Origin of the sequence: Aequorivita aurantiaca (genome assembly GCF_030410135.1) — a bacterium.
GTDB classification, from domain to species: domain Bacteria; phylum Bacteroidota; class Bacteroidia; order Flavobacteriales; family Flavobacteriaceae; genus Aequorivita; species Aequorivita aurantiaca.
The window spans coordinates 369,084-387,340 of record NZ_JAUGQQ010000003.1 but is presented as its reverse complement, the minus strand read 5'-3'; the positions used below and the strand labels follow the sequence as shown (position 1 = coordinate 387,340).

At 39.8% G+C, this 18,257-nt stretch carries 21 protein-coding genes; 10 read left to right on the top strand and 11 right to left on the bottom strand.

The features are described 5' to 3' along the window. On the top strand, nt 1-95 hold a 95-nt coding region (locus QRD02_RS14410; protein ID WP_353959573.1), incomplete at its 5' end, for a T9SS type A sorting domain-containing protein. 208 nt (nt 96-303) lie between these two features. On the opposite strand, the gene QRD02_RS07595 is transcribed toward QRD02_RS14410, so the two are convergent. After that, nucleotides 304-783, bottom strand: coding sequence for a ferritin-like domain-containing protein (locus tag QRD02_RS07595; protein ID WP_290254331.1), 480 nt, complete (start codon nt 781-783; stop codon nt 304-306). Nucleotides 784-972: 189 nt separating this feature from the next. On the opposite strand from QRD02_RS07595, the gene QRD02_RS07590 reads away from it, so the two are divergent. Beyond that, on the top strand, nt 973-2,172 hold the full coding sequence (locus tag QRD02_RS07590; protein WP_290254330.1) for an NAD(P)/FAD-dependent oxidoreductase: 1,200 nt from the start codon (nt 973-975) through the stop codon (nt 2,170-2,172). A 1-nt stretch (nt 2,173) separates the two neighbouring features. Here the strand turns inward: QRD02_RS07590 and QRD02_RS07585 are convergent, their stop codons facing one another. The 7 genes from QRD02_RS07585 to QRD02_RS07555 form a co-directional block, all read right to left on the bottom strand. Beyond that, nucleotides 2,174-2,551: a VOC family protein gene (locus QRD02_RS07585; protein WP_290254329.1), complete on the bottom strand. Its 378-nt coding sequence runs from the start codon at nt 2,549-2,551 to the stop codon at nt 2,174-2,176. Between the two features lie 3 nt (nt 2,552-2,554). Then, nucleotides 2,555-2,983 carry an SRPBCC family protein gene (locus QRD02_RS07580; RefSeq protein ID WP_290254328.1) on the bottom strand — a complete coding sequence of 143 codons (429 nt, stop codon included), beginning with the start codon at nt 2,981-2,983 and terminating at the stop codon, nt 2,555-2,557. 11 nt (nt 2,984-2,994) lie between these two features. Continuing rightward, on the bottom strand, nt 2,995-3,357 hold the full coding sequence (locus QRD02_RS07575) for an iron chaperone (protein ID WP_290254327.1): 363 nt from the start codon (nt 3,355-3,357) through the stop codon (nt 2,995-2,997). After that, a complete protein-coding gene (locus QRD02_RS07570; protein WP_290254326.1) occupies nt 3,357-3,767 on the bottom strand; it encodes a VOC family protein in 411 nt (136 codons plus the stop codon). The genes QRD02_RS07575 and QRD02_RS07570 overlap by 1 nt, the downstream gene beginning before the upstream one ends. Nucleotides 3,768-3,858: 91 nt before the next feature. Continuing rightward, a complete protein-coding gene (locus QRD02_RS07565) occupies nt 3,859-4,245 on the bottom strand; it encodes a hypothetical protein (protein ID WP_290254325.1) in 387 nt (128 codons plus the stop codon). Between the two features lie 160 nt (nt 4,246-4,405). Continuing rightward, a complete protein-coding gene (locus QRD02_RS07560) occupies nt 4,406-4,972 on the bottom strand; it encodes an adenylosuccinate lyase (protein ID WP_290254324.1) in 567 nt (188 codons plus the stop codon). A gap of 6 nt (nt 4,973-4,978) precedes the next feature. Beyond that, nucleotides 4,979-5,653, bottom strand: coding sequence for an SIR2 family NAD-dependent protein deacylase (locus QRD02_RS07555; protein ID WP_290254339.1), 675 nt, complete (start codon nt 5,651-5,653; stop codon nt 4,979-4,981). A 143-nt stretch (nt 5,654-5,796) separates the two neighbouring features. Between QRD02_RS07555 and QRD02_RS07550 the strand changes: the two genes are divergently transcribed. From QRD02_RS07550 to QRD02_RS07520, 7 genes are all read left to right on the top strand, one after another. Then, nucleotides 5,797-6,471 carry a TrmH family RNA methyltransferase gene (locus QRD02_RS07550; protein WP_290254338.1) on the top strand — a complete coding sequence of 225 codons (675 nt, stop codon included), beginning with the start codon at nt 5,797-5,799 and terminating at the stop codon, nt 6,469-6,471. 40 nt (nt 6,472-6,511) lie between these two features. Next, nucleotides 6,512-7,084, top strand: coding sequence for a non-canonical purine NTP diphosphatase (locus QRD02_RS07545; protein ID WP_290254323.1), 573 nt, complete (start codon nt 6,512-6,514; stop codon nt 7,082-7,084). Nucleotides 7,085-7,329: 245 nt separating this feature from the next. Further along, the gene (locus QRD02_RS07540; RefSeq protein WP_290254322.1) at nt 7,330-9,192 is read left to right on the top strand and encodes a DEAD/DEAH box helicase; all 1,863 of its coding nucleotides are present in this window, start codon (nt 7,330-7,332) and stop codon (nt 9,190-9,192) included. Between the two features lie 125 nt (nt 9,193-9,317). Continuing rightward, entirely contained in the window at nt 9,318-9,938 is a 621-nt protein-coding gene (locus QRD02_RS07535; RefSeq protein ID WP_290254321.1) for a GNAT family N-acetyltransferase, read from the top strand. Between the two features lie 25 nt (nt 9,939-9,963). Next, complete coding sequence (locus tag QRD02_RS07530) at nt 9,964-10,728, top strand: carboxypeptidase-like regulatory domain-containing protein (protein ID WP_290254320.1); 765 nt, start codon at nt 9,964-9,966, stop codon at nt 10,726-10,728. Nucleotides 10,729-10,876: 148 nt separating this feature from the next. Beyond that, nucleotides 10,877-12,520 carry a T9SS type A sorting domain-containing protein gene (locus tag QRD02_RS07525; protein ID WP_290254319.1) on the top strand — a complete coding sequence of 548 codons (1,644 nt, stop codon included), beginning with the start codon at nt 10,877-10,879 and terminating at the stop codon, nt 12,518-12,520. A gap of 7 nt (nt 12,521-12,527) precedes the next feature. Beyond that, nucleotides 12,528-13,217 (top strand): 2'-5' RNA ligase family protein, encoded by a 690-nt coding sequence (locus QRD02_RS07520; protein WP_290254318.1) that lies wholly within the window; start codon nt 12,528-12,530, stop codon nt 13,215-13,217. Between the two features lies 1 nt (nt 13,218). Here the strand turns inward: QRD02_RS07520 and QRD02_RS07515 are convergent, their stop codons facing one another. The 3 genes from QRD02_RS07515 to QRD02_RS07505 form a co-directional block, all read right to left on the bottom strand. Then, on the bottom strand, nt 13,219-14,121 hold the full coding sequence (locus QRD02_RS07515; RefSeq protein ID WP_290254317.1) for a M14 family metallopeptidase: 903 nt from the start codon (nt 14,119-14,121) through the stop codon (nt 13,219-13,221). A 44-nt stretch (nt 14,122-14,165) separates the two neighbouring features. Then, complete coding sequence (locus QRD02_RS07510) at nt 14,166-15,218, bottom strand: ATP-grasp domain-containing protein (protein WP_290254316.1); 1,053 nt, start codon at nt 15,216-15,218, stop codon at nt 14,166-14,168. 87 nt (nt 15,219-15,305) lie between these two features. After that, on the bottom strand, nt 15,306-17,174 hold the full coding sequence (locus QRD02_RS07505) for a peptidase MATCAP family protein (RefSeq protein ID WP_290254315.1): 1,869 nt from the start codon (nt 17,172-17,174) through the stop codon (nt 15,306-15,308). Between the two features lie 171 nt (nt 17,175-17,345). Here QRD02_RS07505 and QRD02_RS07500 point away from each other — a divergent pair, with 171 nt between their 5' ends. Further along, nucleotides 17,346-18,227 carry an SDR family oxidoreductase gene (locus QRD02_RS07500; protein ID WP_290254314.1) on the top strand — a complete coding sequence of 294 codons (882 nt, stop codon included), beginning with the start codon at nt 17,346-17,348 and terminating at the stop codon, nt 18,225-18,227. Nucleotides 18,228-18,257 lie beyond the last annotated feature (30 nt).

Sequence of the window (18,257 nt, the reverse complement as noted above, 5' to 3'; positions counted from 1 at the left end):
AGGCTGTTGATGTTTCATCACTTGCATCCGGAGTTTACATGGTACAGATAATTGGTGATAGTGCAAGCACTGTTAAGCGCTTGATTAAAGAGTAACTCAGATAAGAGTTTAAAATATTTTAATATAAAAATAATCGACCTCAGGTTCTTTCTGAGGTCGATTTTTATTATCTATATTCTTTCTGAAGCTTTTTTTAAATGGAAAATCAGCAATGATATTAATTTTAGTAAATTAAAAAGCCCTGAAAACATTTCCGTTTCAGGGCTTTATCATTTATTAATTTCCAGATTTTCGGAAAAAATTTTATTGATCAGCTAAATCTTCCAAAGTCTTTACACGATTGAGCGTGTTATGGATTTCTGTTGCCTGCTTCTGTACAACTTGGGAAATATTTGGAGGGAAATTTTCATTCTTAAGTTTTTCTTGATATTCTTCCCAACTCGCTTTTTCCCCTCGAATGCATTCTTCCAAAACCGCTTCATCTTCGTTTCCAGCAACACTACTCTTAATGTCTATCCATAATCTATGAAGGTCGCCAGTGAAGCTTCCACTTTCCTTAGGCTCTTCATTCAGATTTCTTATTGCTTGTGTAAGTTCAGTGGTAAATCGGCTTCTTTGCGCAGCTTGTTGTTGCAAAAAGCTTTTCAACCTTGGATTTTTGGCATCTTTCATGGCCTTAGTAAATCCTTTTTCGGCATCATAGTTTTTCTCCAACAGACCCTGAAGGTTATCTACCAATTTGTCGTGATTTTGTTCTTTCGCATTTTCGTGTGTAGTTTTCATAGTTTTTTATTTTAATTTCCACTAAAATACTTTTAAAGCAAATAACAAAGTCATAGAAATATCTTAATTAAGAAGTGTTTAACTTGTAAAGTTGTGGCTTTAAGATTTTTTTAATTCTTCGTTTTAAATAAATATAATTTTGAATGAATGCCCAATGAATAGTTTTTTATAAATTTCCGAAAAAGATTTATGGACATACGTTCCAATGAACCGTTTTGGTTAATTAAAAATTCCCTTCCGCAAAGTTATCCTTCATTACAAACATCCATTACTGCGGATGTGCTGATAATTGGCGCGGGAATCACCGGGGCGCTCATGGCTTATAAACTTTTAGGCGAAGGAAAACAAGTTGTAATGGTTGACAAACGGGATATTTGCAATGGCAGTACTGCGGCAAGTACATCGCTTCTGCAATATGAAATTGATGTTCCGCTGCACAGATTGATTGAGCAAGTAGGTTTAACTTGTGCGGTTTCCAGTTATCAAAGTGGGGAAAAGGCAATCCGGGAAATAAAAAAGGTAGCTTCCGAAGTGGGCAGTGAATGTGGTTTTAAATATGTGAAAAGCGTTTATTTTACTTCTACGAAAAAAGATGTGGAATTTTTAAAGCAAGAATTCCAATCACGCAAGGATCACGGCTTCAATGTAAAATGGCTTTCCGAGGAAGAGCTGGCATTAATGGGTTTAAAGGCTTATGGCGCCATTGAATCCAAATCGGGTGCAACCTTGGATGTATTTGTGCTGGCCAATGATATACTGAAATATTGCAGCGATAGGGGACTGCAAGTGTATGATAGAACGGGCGTTGAAAAAATAAAAACCGAAAAAAGTAGCACCGTTGCCTATCTCGAAAATGGAATGACCATCTCCGCCCAGCACATTGTTCACTGTACGGGTTATGAAAGCACTCGAACCATTTCAGAAAAAATAGCTAACCTAAAAAGTACTTATGCCATCATATCGGAGGCTTACGAAACCCTTCCAAAACCCTTTAAGGACCGAATCTTTTGGAATACTGATTCGCCGTATTTATATTTCAGAGGTACTCACGACAATAGGATTTTGATGGGCGGGGGAGACAAAGATTTCAGAAATGCAACCCTTCGTGATGCAATACTGCCGAAAAAAGAGCGGGAATTAGCTAAAAGTTTTGAAAAATGTTTTCCAGATTTTCCATTTATCACGGATTATTCCTGGGCGGGAACTTTCGGTGAAACAAAGGATGGTTTACCCTATTTCGGGAAGCCGGACGCGCATAAAAATGAACATTATATTTTAGGATTTGGCGGCAACGGAATAACTTTCAGCGTAATGGGAATGGATGCAATAATGCACTCTATCAACAATACGCCCCATCATTATCTGGAATATTATAAATTCAATAGATAATTTATATTTCTAAAATCGATAGAATATTCCCGGCCGGGTCTTTAAACCACGCAATTTTTGGACCTTCGTTATCCCGGGATATTCCCTTTCTGTCCGTTTTGATGGGATGTTCGTATTGAAGGAATACAAGTCCTTTTTCAGTGAGGGCGTCCACGGTTTTATCAATATCCGCAACGGGGAAATTGAGAACCGTAAATGATGCCGGGGCATGGTCTGGTTTTGGGTATAATAATATAGTGTTGCCGCTGGAAAAATGAATTTCCATATACCCCATCGGATCTTCCTTCACATCTAAACCTAAAAGATTTTGGTAAAAATCCTTTGCCTTTTTAATATCGTCAACTGAATAGCTGCTGAATGCTTTTGAGTTTTGTAACATAATCTATGGTTTTTCTGAAATTTTCTTTACAATTTTAAGCGCTTCGGGAAAGGCTTCGTTAAACATTTCGGCATAATTCTCCAAAGTTTGGACTGAAGCCTTCAGTGTTGTTTTGCCGTTTTTTTCTTCAAGTACATATTCCTCGATGCTATCGGTCCATTCGGAATTTGGTATTTCTTTTCCATCCTGTACAGAACCCAAATGGCGGAAGGTCATTTGTTTGTTAACTATTTTTCTTTCTATTTTGCTGTACATTCCTTCGCCGGAAGGACCTAAAAACTTGATGGAGCTTCCTTCTTCCCAATCGCTAACGGCATGCGATCCTTTCATAAAAACGGCTGTCCACTCCCGATAGTTTTTGTCATTCCATAATGCCTGCCAAACTTTAGCTGCGGGCGCATCAATTTTTATCTCAAAGGTTAGTGTTTTCATAGGTACTATTTTTAATTTTTTGATTGAATTTCTTCCATTCTAAATTTTACGATTTTCTCTATCAGTTTCCAAGGCATCGGTTTTTCCAGCGGGAACTGTATTGAGCCTTTTCCTGTTTTGTAATTGGCAAGTTCCTTTTTAAATGCCACGTTTCCAGACGGAAGTGCATAGAAACCGATATGGTTTTTATAGCCACCAAAATATATCAACGGCTTGCCATTCAACTTAAATGCAGGCATTCCGTAACTCATGCTCTCTTCGGCTTTTGGCGCTATACTATTTATTCTTTTTCTTATCGAAGTTAGAATTAGTTGTATTTCCTCGCTAAATGTTGAAATATAAGCGTCAATATTTTCTAATTTTTCGCCTTTCATTATCGCGGCATTTTTTCCCTATCCATATAAAGCATATTCCAACGATGGCCATCGGGATCTTTAAAGGAAACATTGTACATCCAACCCTGAATATCCGAGGGTTCGGTGAACACATCACCGCCGGCTTTTTTCACTTTTTTTGCCATTTCATCTACTTCCGTTTTAGTTTCGGCATTGAATGAAATTATGATTTCTGCTCCTTTTTCGGTATCAGCAATTTTACTTTGAACAACCCTTTCAAATTCTGTTTGCTCAAAAAGCATTATGGGCATAGGAGCTTTGCCAACCATAAGTGAAGCCATCGTATCACTTTCCCTGTTTGGGTTAAAGACGAAACCGATTTCCGTGAAAAATTTTTTGGATCGCTTCAAGTCTTTAATGGGAAGGTTTAACCAATATTCTGTTGTCATATTATTTCGCTTTTAATTTTGTTTTTTCCCGAAGCCTAAATTTAAGTCTAAAAATTTTTTAAAACTCTGTTTTTGAGGTGGTTTAAATTTTTTATTTGAAAATTTCAGCTGTTCTATCCCATGGTGTTACATTGATATTATTTTTCGAAGGATCTATAAGCAAGATTATAAAAGATTTTTCCGCCTCAGAAACATCTGTATTAGTTGAAGGAATGGAAATGGAGGGATAATTTCCTTTTTTCAATAAACAAGTTTCCATTCCTAAAACTGCTGCCTCGCCTTTAAAAATTTCGGTAACTGCCGCTTTATATTGGATTTTTCCATTTTTATCGGCGAATGCTATCCCGAAATATTCGCGATTCGTTTTAACTCTCACAAGGGAATGCAATTCCTGATGGGCCAGAAAAATATCATCGGGGAAAGCTCGTGCTGCCACATACATTAAATTTTTACCCTCTTTAAAATTGAATTGCTGCATTCTAAAAATTGTTTGGCTTTGAACAAATTTAGCGTACATATTCAATGAATTACAGGTGTAAATGCGTCATTATTAAGGGGTTTTTACGGCAATAGAAATCTTTTAAAGGGCAGGAAAGCGATAGATTGTAGCCGTGAATTTATTTAATGGAATAAATTTTTTATGAAATCTTTTTAAGAATTTTCCGCGCCCGGGCTTGATAGCCCGCACTTTTACTTGGCGCATTTTCGGTGAGTATGTTTTTTAGTTCCGGATAAATCCAATCGTTCCATTTGTCCCTTCCCAAATAATAAAGCGCCGACATGGCTGGTGCTTGACAGGCCACTTTTTGATCAGTAATAAGCCAGTCAAAACAACACTCTGTCATTATTTTTCTTTCAGATTTGCTTAATATATCTCTGAAATAAGTGTATTTCATCATATAGTGTTTATAGCACAGCATTTCGCAAATATTGGCGCAGCAGCGCAATGCCGAATCATTTTTGATATTTGGAAGTTCATCAAAAAATAAGTGCATATACTTAAAGAAAATTTGCGGCTTATTTTTACAGATAAATTCCAACACGTAGGCAGCAGGAACTAAAAGTTCACTTTCTGGTTTGAAACACCATTGAAGGGTTTCTCGCACATAATGAGGTTTTTTTACAATCCAAGCTGCAATTTCAAGTCTTTTGTTGCGGCTGCTGTCAACCTCCATTAATTTTTCTTTTAAATCCAATGGAAGCATGGGTTCCTATTTTAATAGTTCAACAACTTTTGGAACGCCTGTAGAGGCGTTTTGGGCAAATACCTTAATTCTTTTGGTTTCGGAAATGCTCGGTTTCGGGTCTATAAAATAAATCTTGGCATCCTCTTGGGCATATTGCACCAAACCTGCCGCGGGATACACCTGCATGGATGTTCCCACAATAATTATAACATTGGCATTCGCTACAACTTCTGCCGCAACTTCAATCATTGGCACCATTTCCCCGAACCAAACAATGTGCGGGCGCAATTGGTGGTTGTTCTCACAACAATCGCCAACATTCAAATCTTTTTTCCATTCCATAATCAAATTTTCATCTTTGGAACTACGCGCTTTTAAAAGCTCCCCGTGAAGATGGATTACCTTTGTGCTTCCCGCGCGCTCGTGCAGATCGTCCACGTTTTGGGTAATAATTGTTACGTCGTGATTTTTTTCCAATGCTGCCAAAGCAATATGGGCGGCATTTGGCTTAACGGTTAAAAGCTGTCTTCTGCGTTGATTGTAAAATTCCAACACCAATGCCGGATCTTCCGCAAAACCTTCGGGTGTGGCCACTTTAGTTACATCGTGTCCTTCCCAAAGGCCATCGCTATCCCTGAAAGTTTTCAATCCGCTCTCCGCGCTTACACCGGCCCCTGTTAAAACTGCAATTTTCATTATAGGAATTATTGGTTACTAAATTATTTAAAATTGGAGATTATTAAAAGAATCAATTAAAGCAATAACTTTTATATTAGCAAAATTGAATTGAAAATTCAAATTAGACAAATAACCAATAACTCAATTACCGAATAACTTTTTCAATTTTGGACCCAGCATTATTCCAATATCTCCAAACGTACCTTACCGAGCGCAGAAAACAACTTTTTAAAAAAGTTCTTTCTGAAAGAACGCGCCACTTCACGGTAGTTACCGAAGATGTTTACCAATTGCACAACACCAGCGCCGTGATGCGCACTTGCGATGTTTTTGGGATTCAGGATTTGCATGTGGTGGAAGAAAAGGTAAGTAAACGGATTGACAAGGAAATTGCAATGGGTGCCCAAAAATGGGTCAATTTTAAAAGATACAATTCAATAAAAGAATGCATAAAAACTTTGAAAGGGGACGGATACCAAATAGTAGCCACCACGCCACATCACGATTCCACGTTATTGTATGAATTTGACGTCTCAAAAAAGAGCGCATTTTTCTTCGGAAAGGAAAGTGATGGTTTGAGCGACATCGTTATGGATGCGGCTGACGGTTTTCTAAAAATTCCCATGTACGGATTTACTGAAAGTCTGAATATTTCAGTTTCAGCAGCAATTATTTTGCAAAGTGTGGTTTCAAAAATGAAGCAAACGGATATAAATTGGCAACTTTCCGACGCTGAAAAACTTGATATTGAAATGGAATGGATGAAAAGAACAATTAAGGCTTCGGATGAAATTATCGAACGTTTTGAAAGTTCCAAAAAATCAGGCAACAAATTCTAAAGAATAAAATGAAATTCCAAATTCCAAATAGTAAATCAAAATGAAACTAGTCTTCGCCACCCACAACAAAAATAAATTCACTGAAGTAAAAGCAATGCTGCCGAACCATATTGAATTACTGAGTTTAACCGATATCGGCTGTAATGAAGACATTCCCGAAACCGCAGAAACAATTGAAGGAAATGCGATTTTAAAGGCAGATTATGTTCGAGCGAAATATAATATAAACTGCTTTGCCGATGACACAGGATTGGAAGTAAACTCATTGGATAACGAACCCGGCGTGTACAGCGCGCGCTATGCCGGAACTTCGAACAATGCGGAAGCTAATATGGAAAAATTGCTAACGAATTTGGAAGGAATAAGAGATCGAAATGCCCGTTTCAAAACCGCCATCGCTCTGAATATGGAACATGAGGAAATTATGTTTCTGGGAATATGTGAAGGGGAAATAACTGATGAACCGCGCGGAGATGCCGGTTTTGGATATGATCCAATTTTTCAACCACGGGGTTTCGACAAAACTTTTGCTGAAATGACACTAACCCAAAAAAGTGAAATAGGTCACCGAGGGAAAGCCATGCGCCAATTGATTGATTATCTTTCTAAATGAATCACTATTTTAGATTTTTTACTTGTCAACCACCCACCAAAAAACTTCCACTAAAATAAATCTCCATTCATACATCGTAATTCATAAATAAAACATTACTTTTGCGCCCTTGAAAATTTCCAGTTCAATGAAATGGGGTTTTCAAGATAAACCCTCAGGGTGAGGGGTGTTATAGTGAAGCTGTCCGTTTTTTATATGTCCAGTAGCTTCCCATTAGCACACATATAAAAACTTTATTTTTAAAAATGACAGCATTTAAAGCACTCGGCTTGGAAGAACATCTTCTAAAAGCCATCGCCGACATGGGTTTTGAAACTCCTTCGGAAGTACAAGAAAAAGCAATCCCAATTCTTTTAGAACGCGAAACCGATATGGTTTCCTTAGCACAGACAGGGACTGGAAAAACAGCAGCATTCGGTTTTCCCATGTTGCAAAAAATTGACGTAAACAGTCGCACAACACAAGGTTTAATCCTTTCGCCAACACGCGAACTTTGCTTACAAATTACAAATGAAATGATTGCCTACGGCAAGTATATGCCGGGTCTGAATGTGACGGCAATATACGGGGGCGCAAGTATTACCGACCAAGCAAAACAAATAAAAAAGGGTTCACAGATTATTGTTGCAACGCCCGGGCGGATGAAAGATATGATTGGCCGTGGTCTGGTTGATATTTCAAAAATTGAATATTGTGTGCTCGACGAGGCCGATGAAATGCTAAACATGGGCTTTTATGAGGATATTACCGATATTCTTTCACATTCCCCGAAAGATAAGAGCACCTGGCTTTTTAGTGCCACCATGCCGAAAGAGGTCTCAACCATTGCCAAAAAATTTATGCACACGCCGGTAGAAATTACGGTAGGCACAAAAAACGTAGGCTCGGACCAAGTTTCACACGAATATTATTTGGTGAACGCACGCGATAGATATAATGCGCTGAAGCGTTTGGCTGATGCAAACCCAGATATCTTTTCTGTGGTTTTTTGCCGAACCAAGCGTGACACACAAAAGGTTGCCGAGCAACTTATTGAAGACGGTTACAACGCAGCTGCCCTTCACGGGGATTTGAGCCAGAATCAGCGCGATTTGGTAATGAAATCTTTCCGAGCCCGCCAAATCCAAATGCTTGTAGCAACTGATGTGGCAGCCCGTGGAATAGATGTAGATGATATTACGCACGTAATAAACTACCAACTGCCCGATGAAATTGAAACATATACCCACCGTAGCGGCCGTACCGGACGTGCCGGTAAAACGGGTATTTCAATGGTAATCGTTTCAAAAAGTGAGGTGCGCAAAATCCACACTATTGAAAAGATGATCCAAAAGAAATTCATAGCAAAGGAAATTCCCTCTGGTATGGAAATATGTGAAGTGCAAATGTTCCATTTGGCAAATAGCATAAAGGATACAGCCATAAATCATGAAATTGATCCATATCTTCCGAATATCAATGAGGTATTGGCAGATTTTTCAAAAGAGGAACTTATAAAGAAAGTATTTTCAGTAGAATTTACTCGGTTCTTGAATTATTATAAGAATAGCAAGGATTTAAATATAAGTGGTGACCGCAAGTTCTCTGATGAAGAGGCCAAGGATAGCACTCGTTATTTCATCAATATAGGCAATAAAGACGATTTCGATTGGATGAGTTTAAAAGATTTCCTTCGCGATTTGTTGCAATTGGGAAAAGACGATGTTTATAAAGTTGATGTAAAGGACAGTTTCTCCTTTTTCAATACAGATACTACGCACGAAGAATTAGTAATGGGCATTTTCAAGGATTTCAAACTTGACGGACGCCAAATCAATATTGAAATTTCCAAAGATACCGGCCGAAGCAAGGGCAAGAGCAGTGGTGGTGCTGGGCGCGATCGTGGCAGAAGAAGAGGCGATAGAAATGACCGTGGAGATAGAAATGACCGTGGAGATAGAGGTGACAGAGGCGATAGAGGAGGAGACCGTGGCGAACGCCGAGGCAGTTTTAAAAAACGAAGCGGTTCAAGTAGTAATGATAAGCCAAGTTTTAAAGGCAAAAGTAGAAGAACTAATGAGCGCCCCGAAACCAAAGGTACTGGTGGCAGACGCCGCCGGAATGGCTAGTTTTTGGGAGATGTGCAAAGTATACAGGGGAAATTAAATACTCCAATTAAACTTTAGCACCACATTAACGACTATATAATTATATTTACGGGCCTTTTGTATGAGGCCCGTATTTTTTAATACCTATGCAAACCTTTAATTTTCTACAGGAATACATATTGGAAAATGAAACCGTGCGGCTTAACCCATTGCACTATCAAGATATTGATAAACTACTCCATTTTTCCGAACACCAGCCTGAACTTTGGAAGTATTCACTCCAACCAGCTAATGGTTTGGAAAACTTAAAAGCCTACATAAATACCGCCGTAACCAGCAGAAAGGAAGAAGTTGCTTACCCTTTTATTGTTTTTGACAAACGCACCAATCAAATTGCAGGAAGCACCCGTTTCTATGATTTTCAAAAATACCACAACACGGTCCAATTGGGCTACACTTGGTACGGTAAGGAATTTCAGGGAACTGGACTAAACAAGCAATGCAAAATGTTAATGCTTGAATTTGCTTTTGAAAACTTAGGAGTTGAGCGTGTAGAATTTAGGGCAGATGCAAAAAATGAAAGAAGCATTGCCGCCATGAAAAGTATAGGTTGTACAGTGGAAGGAATTTTAAGAAACAACTGCGCAGCACCCGAAGGAAGGCGAGACAGCATCCTTCTCAGCATATTAAAAAATGAATGGTTCGGCGGCGTTAAGGAAACATTGAAATCTAAAATTGAAAAGGAAAGGAACATCTTTCTCCAGTGAATTTTTCCGTATATTAAAACCGTTTATGAAAAAGATTATTTTATTTATTGCCCTAATTTTCGTCGCAGCAAATTCCTTTGCCCAAGAGAATAATACCATCAAAGGAACCGTGATGAATGATGCGGACGACAAACTTCTGGAAAATGTTAACATTGTGAATCTCAATCAGGTTGTTGGGACAACTACTAACGAAAAAGGGGAATTCGCCATAAAGGCTGCGGTAAATGATACTTTATATTTCTCATATTTAGGGTTTAAATCCATACGCGTTCGCGTAACCAATGACTGGCTTAAGTTTGGCGATATAAAGGTAAAAATGACCGAGCTGGGCATTGCCCTGGAAGAAGTGGTAATCAAGCCCGTTCAACTTACGGGTTATGTTGAAATTGATGCAAAATTAATTCCTATCTATGACAACTATCGTTACAGAATTTCAGGCCTAAATACGGGCTATGAAGGCGGAAGCAACCAACCGGGCGCTGTTAGCAAAGTTCTCAGTTCCATTTTCAACCCTGCGGATTTCCTTTATAATGTCTTCGGAAAAAGGCCAAATCAAATGAAAAAACTGCGGAAAATGAAGGAAGACGATGAAATACGTAACCTCCTGCAAAGCAAATATGACCGCGAAACCCTAATGGCCGTGCTCCAACTGGAACGAGCAGATATTGATGAAATATTAAATAAGTGCAGTTTTTCAAAAGATTTCATTCGCACCGCCAACGATCTTCAAATTCTAGACGCAATCAGCGGTTGTTATGAGGAATACAAGATTTTAAATCGCGAGAAGTAGAATTCACAGTTCCAAAATTCTTTAATGGAAATTATTATGGTTCATGTTTCATAGTTCCAAACACATAATTTTTCAATTGCATCTAATTTTTCACGAACAGCGGATAATCATTTTTTATTTACCTTTCCGAAACATAAATTAGCTAACAATGAAAAATCTTTACCTTTTTCTTCTAATTCTCACCGCCCAATTTACCTTCGCCCAAATACGCTTTCAAAATATTCCTGAAAACGCGGTTTATCCCGAAAGCCAAGCAGTTGAAACCATTACGGCAAACATTCCCTATCAGGGTTATGAGGAAACACAAGCCTATTTTGGGGAAGGGGAGTATGAAATTTTTGTGGATAATGTGGATGGCGTTTTGGATAAACCAATAATAATACTCGATGGATTTGATCCTGGCGATTCCCGTGATATTTCCGGACTTTATGCAAGCTTAAGTTTTGATGGAGAAAATCTTGCAGATATCCTGCGCGAGGAAGGTTTTGATATCGTTATACTTAATGCTCCACTTTACAACACAGGCGGAAAGGATATTGACGGCGGCGGCGATTACATTCAGCGGAACGCGATGGTTTTGATAGCAATGATTCAGCAATTGAATGCCGACAAAGTTGGCGATAACGAACTTGTAGTACTCGGTCCAAGTATGGGTGGCCTCATTGCCCGATACGCCCTTTCATATATGGAAAATAACAGTTTGGATTCGGAAACGCGGCTTTATATTTCATTTGATGCACCACATCGGGGCGCTAATATTCCCATCAGTCTACAATATCTTATCAACTATTTTGCAGACCAAGTGGGCGATGCCACCGCGCAACAAGTGGTGGATGAACTTTTGAACTCCCCGGCCGCAAAGGAAATGCTGGTAGACCATTTGCTCGGCCATCTTTTGGCGGGTTCTACGTATGAGCAAGACCCAACAAAGGTTTTGCCGCTGGGCGCGCCCAATTTTAGGAATGAATTTCAGGCTGAACTTGATGGTTTGGGCTTTCCCAATAATGTTCGAAACGTTACAATGATAAACGGAAGCGGCAACGGCACTACTACAGGCAACCCGGGCGTGACAATTGTAGATACCAATTTGGAAATCGATGCCTTTACGGATGTAGATGTGGCGTTGAAATTTACCCCGGAGGCAAATCAAACCAACACCGTTACTGACGTGACCGTGAATTTTCTGGGGTTTCCAGTCAGTACGTACCAAACAACCTCACTTGCGCCAAGTAATTCTGATGGATTGGACAGCGCTCCCGGTGGCACCGGAAGCATTAGCGATGCGTTGGGCGATGGCGGCGGAAATCCTATTTTGATAGATTTCATTGCGGCGCTGCAACAGGATTTGTATTCCTTTATTCCCACGATGAGCGCTTTGGCCATAAACAATCCCAATTGGTACGCCACGCCAAATTTGAACGATTCGCCCTTTGTCAATTTTTATATTCCAAATGAAAATGAGAACCACGTAACCGTCACAGCCGCGAGCGCTCAATTTGCCTTGGATGAAATCAGAAATGGAGTTGTTTCTGTTGGTGAAAATCAATTCAGTAAATTTGTTTTGGCGCAAAATCCGGTTGGGAATGCCATCAATATTTCTATCGGAAAAAACTTTCGCGGCGAAAGGTTTACCACCACCGTTTACAGTATTACCGGCCAAAAACTGATGCAAAAAGAATGGAATGAGCCAACTCAACATTTATTTTGGAATCACAATCTCTCGAGCGGAATTTATTTGCTGAAAGTAGACAGTGGCACTGCCATAGAAACAATAAAAATGATTGTTGAATAAAGTTTTTATGAAGCAATTTCTTTTCGTCTTTATTATATTTATGGGGTTTACTTTCAATTCCTGCAACACCATGAAAAATGAAAAAATTGCCATAGATGTGCTGATTGTTCCTTCCGAAGAAATGTATTCGCAGGCGCTTCAACTCAATTCCGCAATACATAATAATAACCCAGAAACAATAAAACTTGACGAAAACCATATTCCACACATAACCTTGCTACAAGGTTTTATTTTTGAAAAAGATTTGCCGAAAGTTGAAAATGTTCTTAAAGATGTTTTTGAGTCAATCAAAAAAGAGGATTTAAACGCCGAAAAATTTTCCTATTCCAAAAACGAGGCGAAAAGTTTTGCTATGATTTCGGTGGAAAAAAGCCAAAAATTGATGCAGCTTCACGAAGAAGTTATTGAAAAAGTAAAACCATTTCTGCAGAAAAATGCGTCCGAGAATGCTTTTGTACCAAACCCCGACGGTTCGCCGATCAGTAAATCGACACTAAATTATGTGCCTAATTTCCTCAAGAAATACAGCTATAGGAATTTTGATCCACATATAAGTTTGGGCGTTGCGGACAAAAAAGTCTTGGACAGCTTAGAGCGAAATGTTTTTAAATCCATTGATTTTAACGCCGCCTCCTTGAGTATTTATCAATTGGGCGACCACGGGACCGCACAAAAACTCCTTTGGAAATCGGAATAATTTAGACTTCCTCTACCACAAAAAAACCATCATTTCCCTGGCTTTGATACAGCGGCATAAAAATGTAATCATCCCATTCGCTATAAATAGGTTTTCCATTTTGGTGGGCTAAAAGTTGCCCTTTTTTAATGGGCTGAAAATTACCGAAACCTGGCTCCATTTTAAATTCGTCGCCGTCCTCCAAACCATGGCGGTACTTTATTTCGAAGGTTTTCCGGTTATTTCGTTCTTCCAACATTTTGGCGGCTTCGGGATAGGTTTTTAGGGAATTCAAATTTAATTCGCAAGCGTGCTGCAGGGCTAACCAAATCATTCCTTCGTGGTTTATTTCGGAAATTTCACTATCGTGCTGCCCCCCCTCAAACACAAACCCGGTGATGCCAATCCGAGTTTCGTAATGGTCAATACAGCCCAAAACAATATCGGAAAATCCGCGGATGATGTACGTGGGAAATTTATGCGCCCAATCGTCATTATCATTTTTTTCCTGCACTGAAATATAGGGCTCACTCGCCGCGGAAGTGGTGTGACAATCCAAAAAATAGCGTTTTGTAAAATCGCGTTCGGGATATTTTTTTAGCACGTCTATAATTTCGAACATTTCCTTTTTTTCGTGTGAATCCTTTTTCTCGGAATCAATATTTTCAACCGTCCACGTTCGGTTAAGGTCTTCATCAATATATCGAACGCTATTTAATAATGCTTTTCTGTTTCCCGAGACGCCAACTATTTTGCCGTTTATTTCTGGTATTTCTTCATGGAGGATTTTTAAGACTTTAGTAAGTGCAACAATGCCACTGGGTTCGTTTCCGTGTATTCCAGCTGTTACAAATAGAAGCGGTCCGGGCTTATCGCTGTTATATTCTCCAATAATGCGTGGTATTTCAATCATTTTATTGTTCATTATTCATTATTAATTAGCAACATATTCAGTTGAAGAAAAAATTCCTATTCCATCGTGGCCAATGCCCGATTGCTCAAGCTCTTTTTGTAATACTTTAGGTATTCCATTTTACGTTCCAGTGCATCGATTACCGTATCCGTAAATGCGGGAAGGCCTATGTTTTCACAATAATCCAGTCCTCCGGGACTTAATACATTTATTTCTATCAATTTGTCATCCACAATATCCAGGCCTACGAAGAAGAGTCCGTCACGAATAAGCTTTGGGGCGGTTAGGGAAACTATTTTTTCTATTTCCGGGGTTAATTTTGCTTTCTGCGCCTTTGCCCCAAGGGAAAGGTTACTTCGAAATTCACTTTTGTCGGAGCTTACTCTTCTTATAATTGCTTTTTGGCCATCTTCCTCCAAAATTTTTCCGTTCATTAGAATCACCCGTACATCACCCTTGCTCACTTTTGGTAGAAATTCCTGAGCAATTATATAACCTTTGGCAATCAGCGTTTCCACGATTTGGTTCAGGTTTTTCTTATCCTTGTCAATTAAATATACGTCTTGGCCACCGCTTCCTTCCAAGGGTTTCAGCACCATTTTTTTTCCGTTCTTTTCCCAGAATTTCAATAAATCTTCCTTGTTGCGGGTTATTAAACTGTTGGGTTTAATTTCTGCCGGAAGTTCCTCAAAATACAATTTATCGATAAAAGCGTGGCTCATCGCGAAGGCATCATTCAACACCAAAACCCCTGATTGCTGAATCATACGGGCGAAGGCGATGCCACTATGCTCGGCCCAATGCCTATCCGAAGTTTCCTCGGTGGGGTTATTCCGAAGAAAAAGTATGTCCATATCGGCACTGGCAACGGGTTTAGGTTTAAGGGCATCATCCTGCACCTGTTCCCAAAACTGCTCGACAGTGTCTCCTTTCACGGAGGTGGGAATTTTTTTGCATCGCAAGCTAATATCTTTATCCCGATGGAAAATAAAATCCCCAACGCTCATTACATATACTTGGTGGCCGCGTTCGTGGGCCTTTTTTAAAATAACAACCGTAGTCCCACAGGTTTCGGTTTTAATGTCGCTTATTACAAAACATATTTTCATTTTTTCTTTGTTTTAAAAAGGAAAACGAACTGCAATGGTTCCGTTTTTCTCGTTTATAATTTTCTTTTTTTTGATAACAATTTTATTTTAAACCATTTCGCAAAGGGATATTCCCTTTCTCATTTTGGCCATTCGTTCCTTAAAATCCAGTTGTTGCAAATACCTGGGTTTTATCTTTGGAGGCTGAAGCAGGCCCCGAGCCGTCAAATCCTTTATCATTGGCACATGTTTTAAGGCAAATTTTCCCGCTAGCAGAAACTCGAGATTGCCGCCGTCCCGCAAATAATCCCGAAGCTCCACAAGCCCTTTCAAATAAATAATGTCCTTTAAAAAACCGCCGCCTTGGAATATTCGTGACGTAATATTGAATGCGGGTTCTTTTGAGAATCCATGCTTTACATACAGCAAATGGAACACTTCCTTAAACTCCGCCCCATTGAGTAGCGCTTCCCCAGCAATAACCCGCCCTGCCAACGTTCGAAGTCTGTTTCCCGTAAGCCCACCAATTAAATATTCCGAAAGTACCGCGATACCTTCCTGCAACGGATCATAATCTGCCAACCCTTGTGAAAGCTGCGTCAGCGGCTGTTGACTTCCGTTGTAAAAAGTGAGGGCGTGAGTGCCAACCTCGTGTTGTATTAATGCCGAAGCTTCCGAATCGGTCAGTGTATAATCTTCCGGCAAATAGAGTTCACCCCTGGAAACCATCATTACGTTTACATCTTCCCGAATATGCACGCGGCATTGATAATCTGGAGCTTGGGTTCGGAAAAAATCAAACTCTTCCATAGCCAAATTTGCGAAGGCTTTCGCATCCAAGGTTTTTACCTTTTCCTGCAATGTATTTTCAGAAATAGAAGAAAGAATCATTTCCGCTTCCTTTACTATATTCTTGTCCAAACCTTGGTAAAGACGTACACTTCGATAGAAAAAATTCTTACTTCCGCGTTCCTTTAGCATGGTTAATTGCTGATCTATTTCCTCTCGTTTTTCGTCAAAAAGAAATGAAATGGCGGGGTCGTCAATCTCATCGATGCGCAAATCATAGAGTTTTCGTTTTAGAATATCGGGATCAATGGGAAGGAGCCGATAGTGATAGGCAAGCAATTTCTCAAAATTGGATTTAAAAAAGCATTCGCGCATAGCCTGAATATTCACCGGCGCTACCAACAATAAAAACTGAAAGCTGCTTTCAATTTCGGTAAGCCCACGATCTATTTTGAAAACCTCCTCGTGAATTTTTCTACGGCCGAGGGCGGCAAAACTTTCAATATCGGATGAGGTTTGCACGCGGATAAATTCAAAAACCGCTTTATGGACCGCCTTTGAAAATCCATTTTGAAATCTTCTGAAATAAAGCGGATAAACCTCCCCTTCCGGATTTCTGTAAACCGGCGGAATCTCAAGGCCAATAAAGGTTCCGCCGCATTCCTTTATTTCCTCGATACTGCAAAAGGCCTGTTGGGTTTCCGGTTGTCGTTGTTTGGTTTGTTCAATTTTGGCGGTAATTAGTTGTCCGCCGTATCTTCGACTTTCCATTTTATCCAGCTCCGCCCTTAAAACTTCCAAGGATACGGGTAGTTTGTGCGAAGGTCCGCGAATAATAAATTGGGTGCTTTCTTTCGGACCACTATAAATTTCCATAAGAATGAAAGAGCCGAAGAGCGCACTCATTTTTTCGGTCAATTCTTTTATAAATTCCCTGAAATAATCAAAGTTATCCTTGCCAATAACCAAATAGGAAGCGCCCGTCCGCGCCAAGCGAATGGTGGCTTTATCATTTGGGATGTTTCGGTAAATGATCAAAAAAGGCACATCGTGTTCCAAAAAGAGGTAGCCCCCAAATGGCAGTTCCATTATGGTTCGTTCTCCGGGTTGCAAATCATTTAAAAGTAGTTCCTTTTCAGGGGTGGCCATTGCCTTCATTGTAGTAAAAATGTTGGTTTTTGGAATCAATATTTGGGAAGTTATAAAAAAGCGGGCGGTGCCTTGGGGGGTTTAAAATTTATTTAACAGCGAATTGGCGGTTCTTTAAAATAAAACGAAGACTTTCAAAAGATATATCAAAAGGTGTTTTAAATAGCGATGTCGCGCAATTAATGTATTTTTGTGTTTCAAAAAAATAGTATGGATTATACAGCAAAAATGCTTCGCGACGGCGCATTAAAGGGAAAAACGATAGTAGTTACCGGCGGCGGAAGCGGCCTTGGAAAAGCAATGACCACTTATTTCCTGGAGCTTGGCGCCAATGTGATAATCACTTCGCGGAATTTAGAAAAACTGCAGACCGTAAAGGAGGAATTGGAAAGTGAAACCGGTGGCAAAGTTTTGCCGGTACAGTGTGATGTTCGAAATTATGATGAAGTGGAGGCCATGGTAGCGGCTTCCGTAAAGGAATTCGGGAAAGTGGATGTGCTTTTGAACAACGCTGCGGGAAATTTCATTGCGCCCACCGAACGGCTATCGGCAAATGCTTTCGACACAATAATCGATATTGTTTTGAAGGGAACGAAAAACTGCACCCTCGCCTTTGGGAAACATTGGATTGATAAAAAGGAAACCAATAAAACGGTGTTAAATATTGTTACAACTTATGCTTTCACCGGCTCTGCATACGTGGTGCCCAGCGCCACCGCAAAGGCTGGCGTTTTGGCAATGACGCGCTCATTGGCGGTTGAGTGGGCAAAATATGGAATCCGTTTTAATGCAATAGCTCCGGGACCTTTCCCCACAAAAGGCGCTTGGGACCGTTTGCTGCCGGGCGATTTAAAGGAGAAATTCGATCCCGCAAAAAAAGTACCCGTAAAACGTGTGGGCGAACACCAAGAATTGGCAAATCTGGCAGCCTATTTAGTTTCAGATTTTTCTGCTTATATCAATGGCGAAGTAGTGGTTATAGACGGCGGCGAATGGTTAAAAGGTGCCGGCCAAATGAACCAGCTTGAAGAAGTTCCACAGCAAATGTGGGATATGCTTGAGGCAATGATTCGCGAAAAGAAGGGTAAATAAATTGCTTTAAGCTATAAGCTTTAGGCTATA

Bases quoted from the DNA above. Each gene is read 5' to 3' on its own strand.
- QRD02_RS07595 (WP_290254331.1), bottom strand. From the start codon at position 783: ATGAAAACTACACACGAAAATGCGAAAGAACAAAATCACGACAAATTG.
- QRD02_RS07590 (WP_290254330.1), top strand. From the start codon at position 973: ATGGACATACGTTCCAATGAACCGTTTTGGTTAATTAAAAATTCCCTT.
- QRD02_RS07585 (WP_290254329.1), bottom strand. From the start codon at position 2,551: ATGTTACAAAACTCAAAAGCATTCAGCAGCTATTCAGTTGACGATATT.
- QRD02_RS07580 (WP_290254328.1), bottom strand. From the start codon at position 2,983: ATGAAAACACTAACCTTTGAGATAAAAATTGATGCGCCCGCAGCTAAA.
- QRD02_RS07575 (WP_290254327.1), bottom strand. From the start codon at position 3,357: ATGAAAGGCGAAAAATTAGAAAATATTGACGCTTATATTTCAACATTT.
- QRD02_RS07570 (WP_290254326.1), bottom strand. From the start codon at position 3,767: ATGACAACAGAATATTGGTTAAACCTTCCCATTAAAGACTTGAAGCGA.
- QRD02_RS07565 (WP_290254325.1), bottom strand. From the start codon at position 4,245: ATGCAGCAATTCAATTTTAAAGAGGGTAAAAATTTAATGTATGTGGCA.
- QRD02_RS07560 (WP_290254324.1), bottom strand. From the start codon at position 4,972: ATGCTTCCATTGGATTTAAAAGAAAAATTAATGGAGGTTGACAGCAGC.
- QRD02_RS07545 (WP_290254323.1), top strand. From the start codon at position 6,512: ATGAAACTAGTCTTCGCCACCCACAACAAAAATAAATTCACTGAAGTA.
- QRD02_RS07540 (WP_290254322.1), top strand. From the start codon at position 7,330: ATGACAGCATTTAAAGCACTCGGCTTGGAAGAACATCTTCTAAAAGCC.
- QRD02_RS07535 (WP_290254321.1), top strand. From the start codon at position 9,318: ATGCAAACCTTTAATTTTCTACAGGAATACATATTGGAAAATGAAACC.
- QRD02_RS07530 (WP_290254320.1), top strand. From the start codon at position 9,964: ATGAAAAAGATTATTTTATTTATTGCCCTAATTTTCGTCGCAGCAAAT.
- QRD02_RS07525 (WP_290254319.1), top strand. From the start codon at position 10,877: ATGAAAAATCTTTACCTTTTTCTTCTAATTCTCACCGCCCAATTTACC.
- QRD02_RS07520 (WP_290254318.1), top strand. From the start codon at position 12,528: ATGAAGCAATTTCTTTTCGTCTTTATTATATTTATGGGGTTTACTTTC.
- QRD02_RS07515 (WP_290254317.1), bottom strand. From the start codon at position 14,121: ATGAACAATAAAATGATTGAAATACCACGCATTATTGGAGAATATAAC.
- QRD02_RS07510 (WP_290254316.1), bottom strand. From the start codon at position 15,218: ATGAAAATATGTTTTGTAATAAGCGACATTAAAACCGAAACCTGTGGG.
- QRD02_RS07500 (WP_290254314.1), top strand. From the start codon at position 17,346: ATGGATTATACAGCAAAAATGCTTCGCGACGGCGCATTAAAGGGAAAA.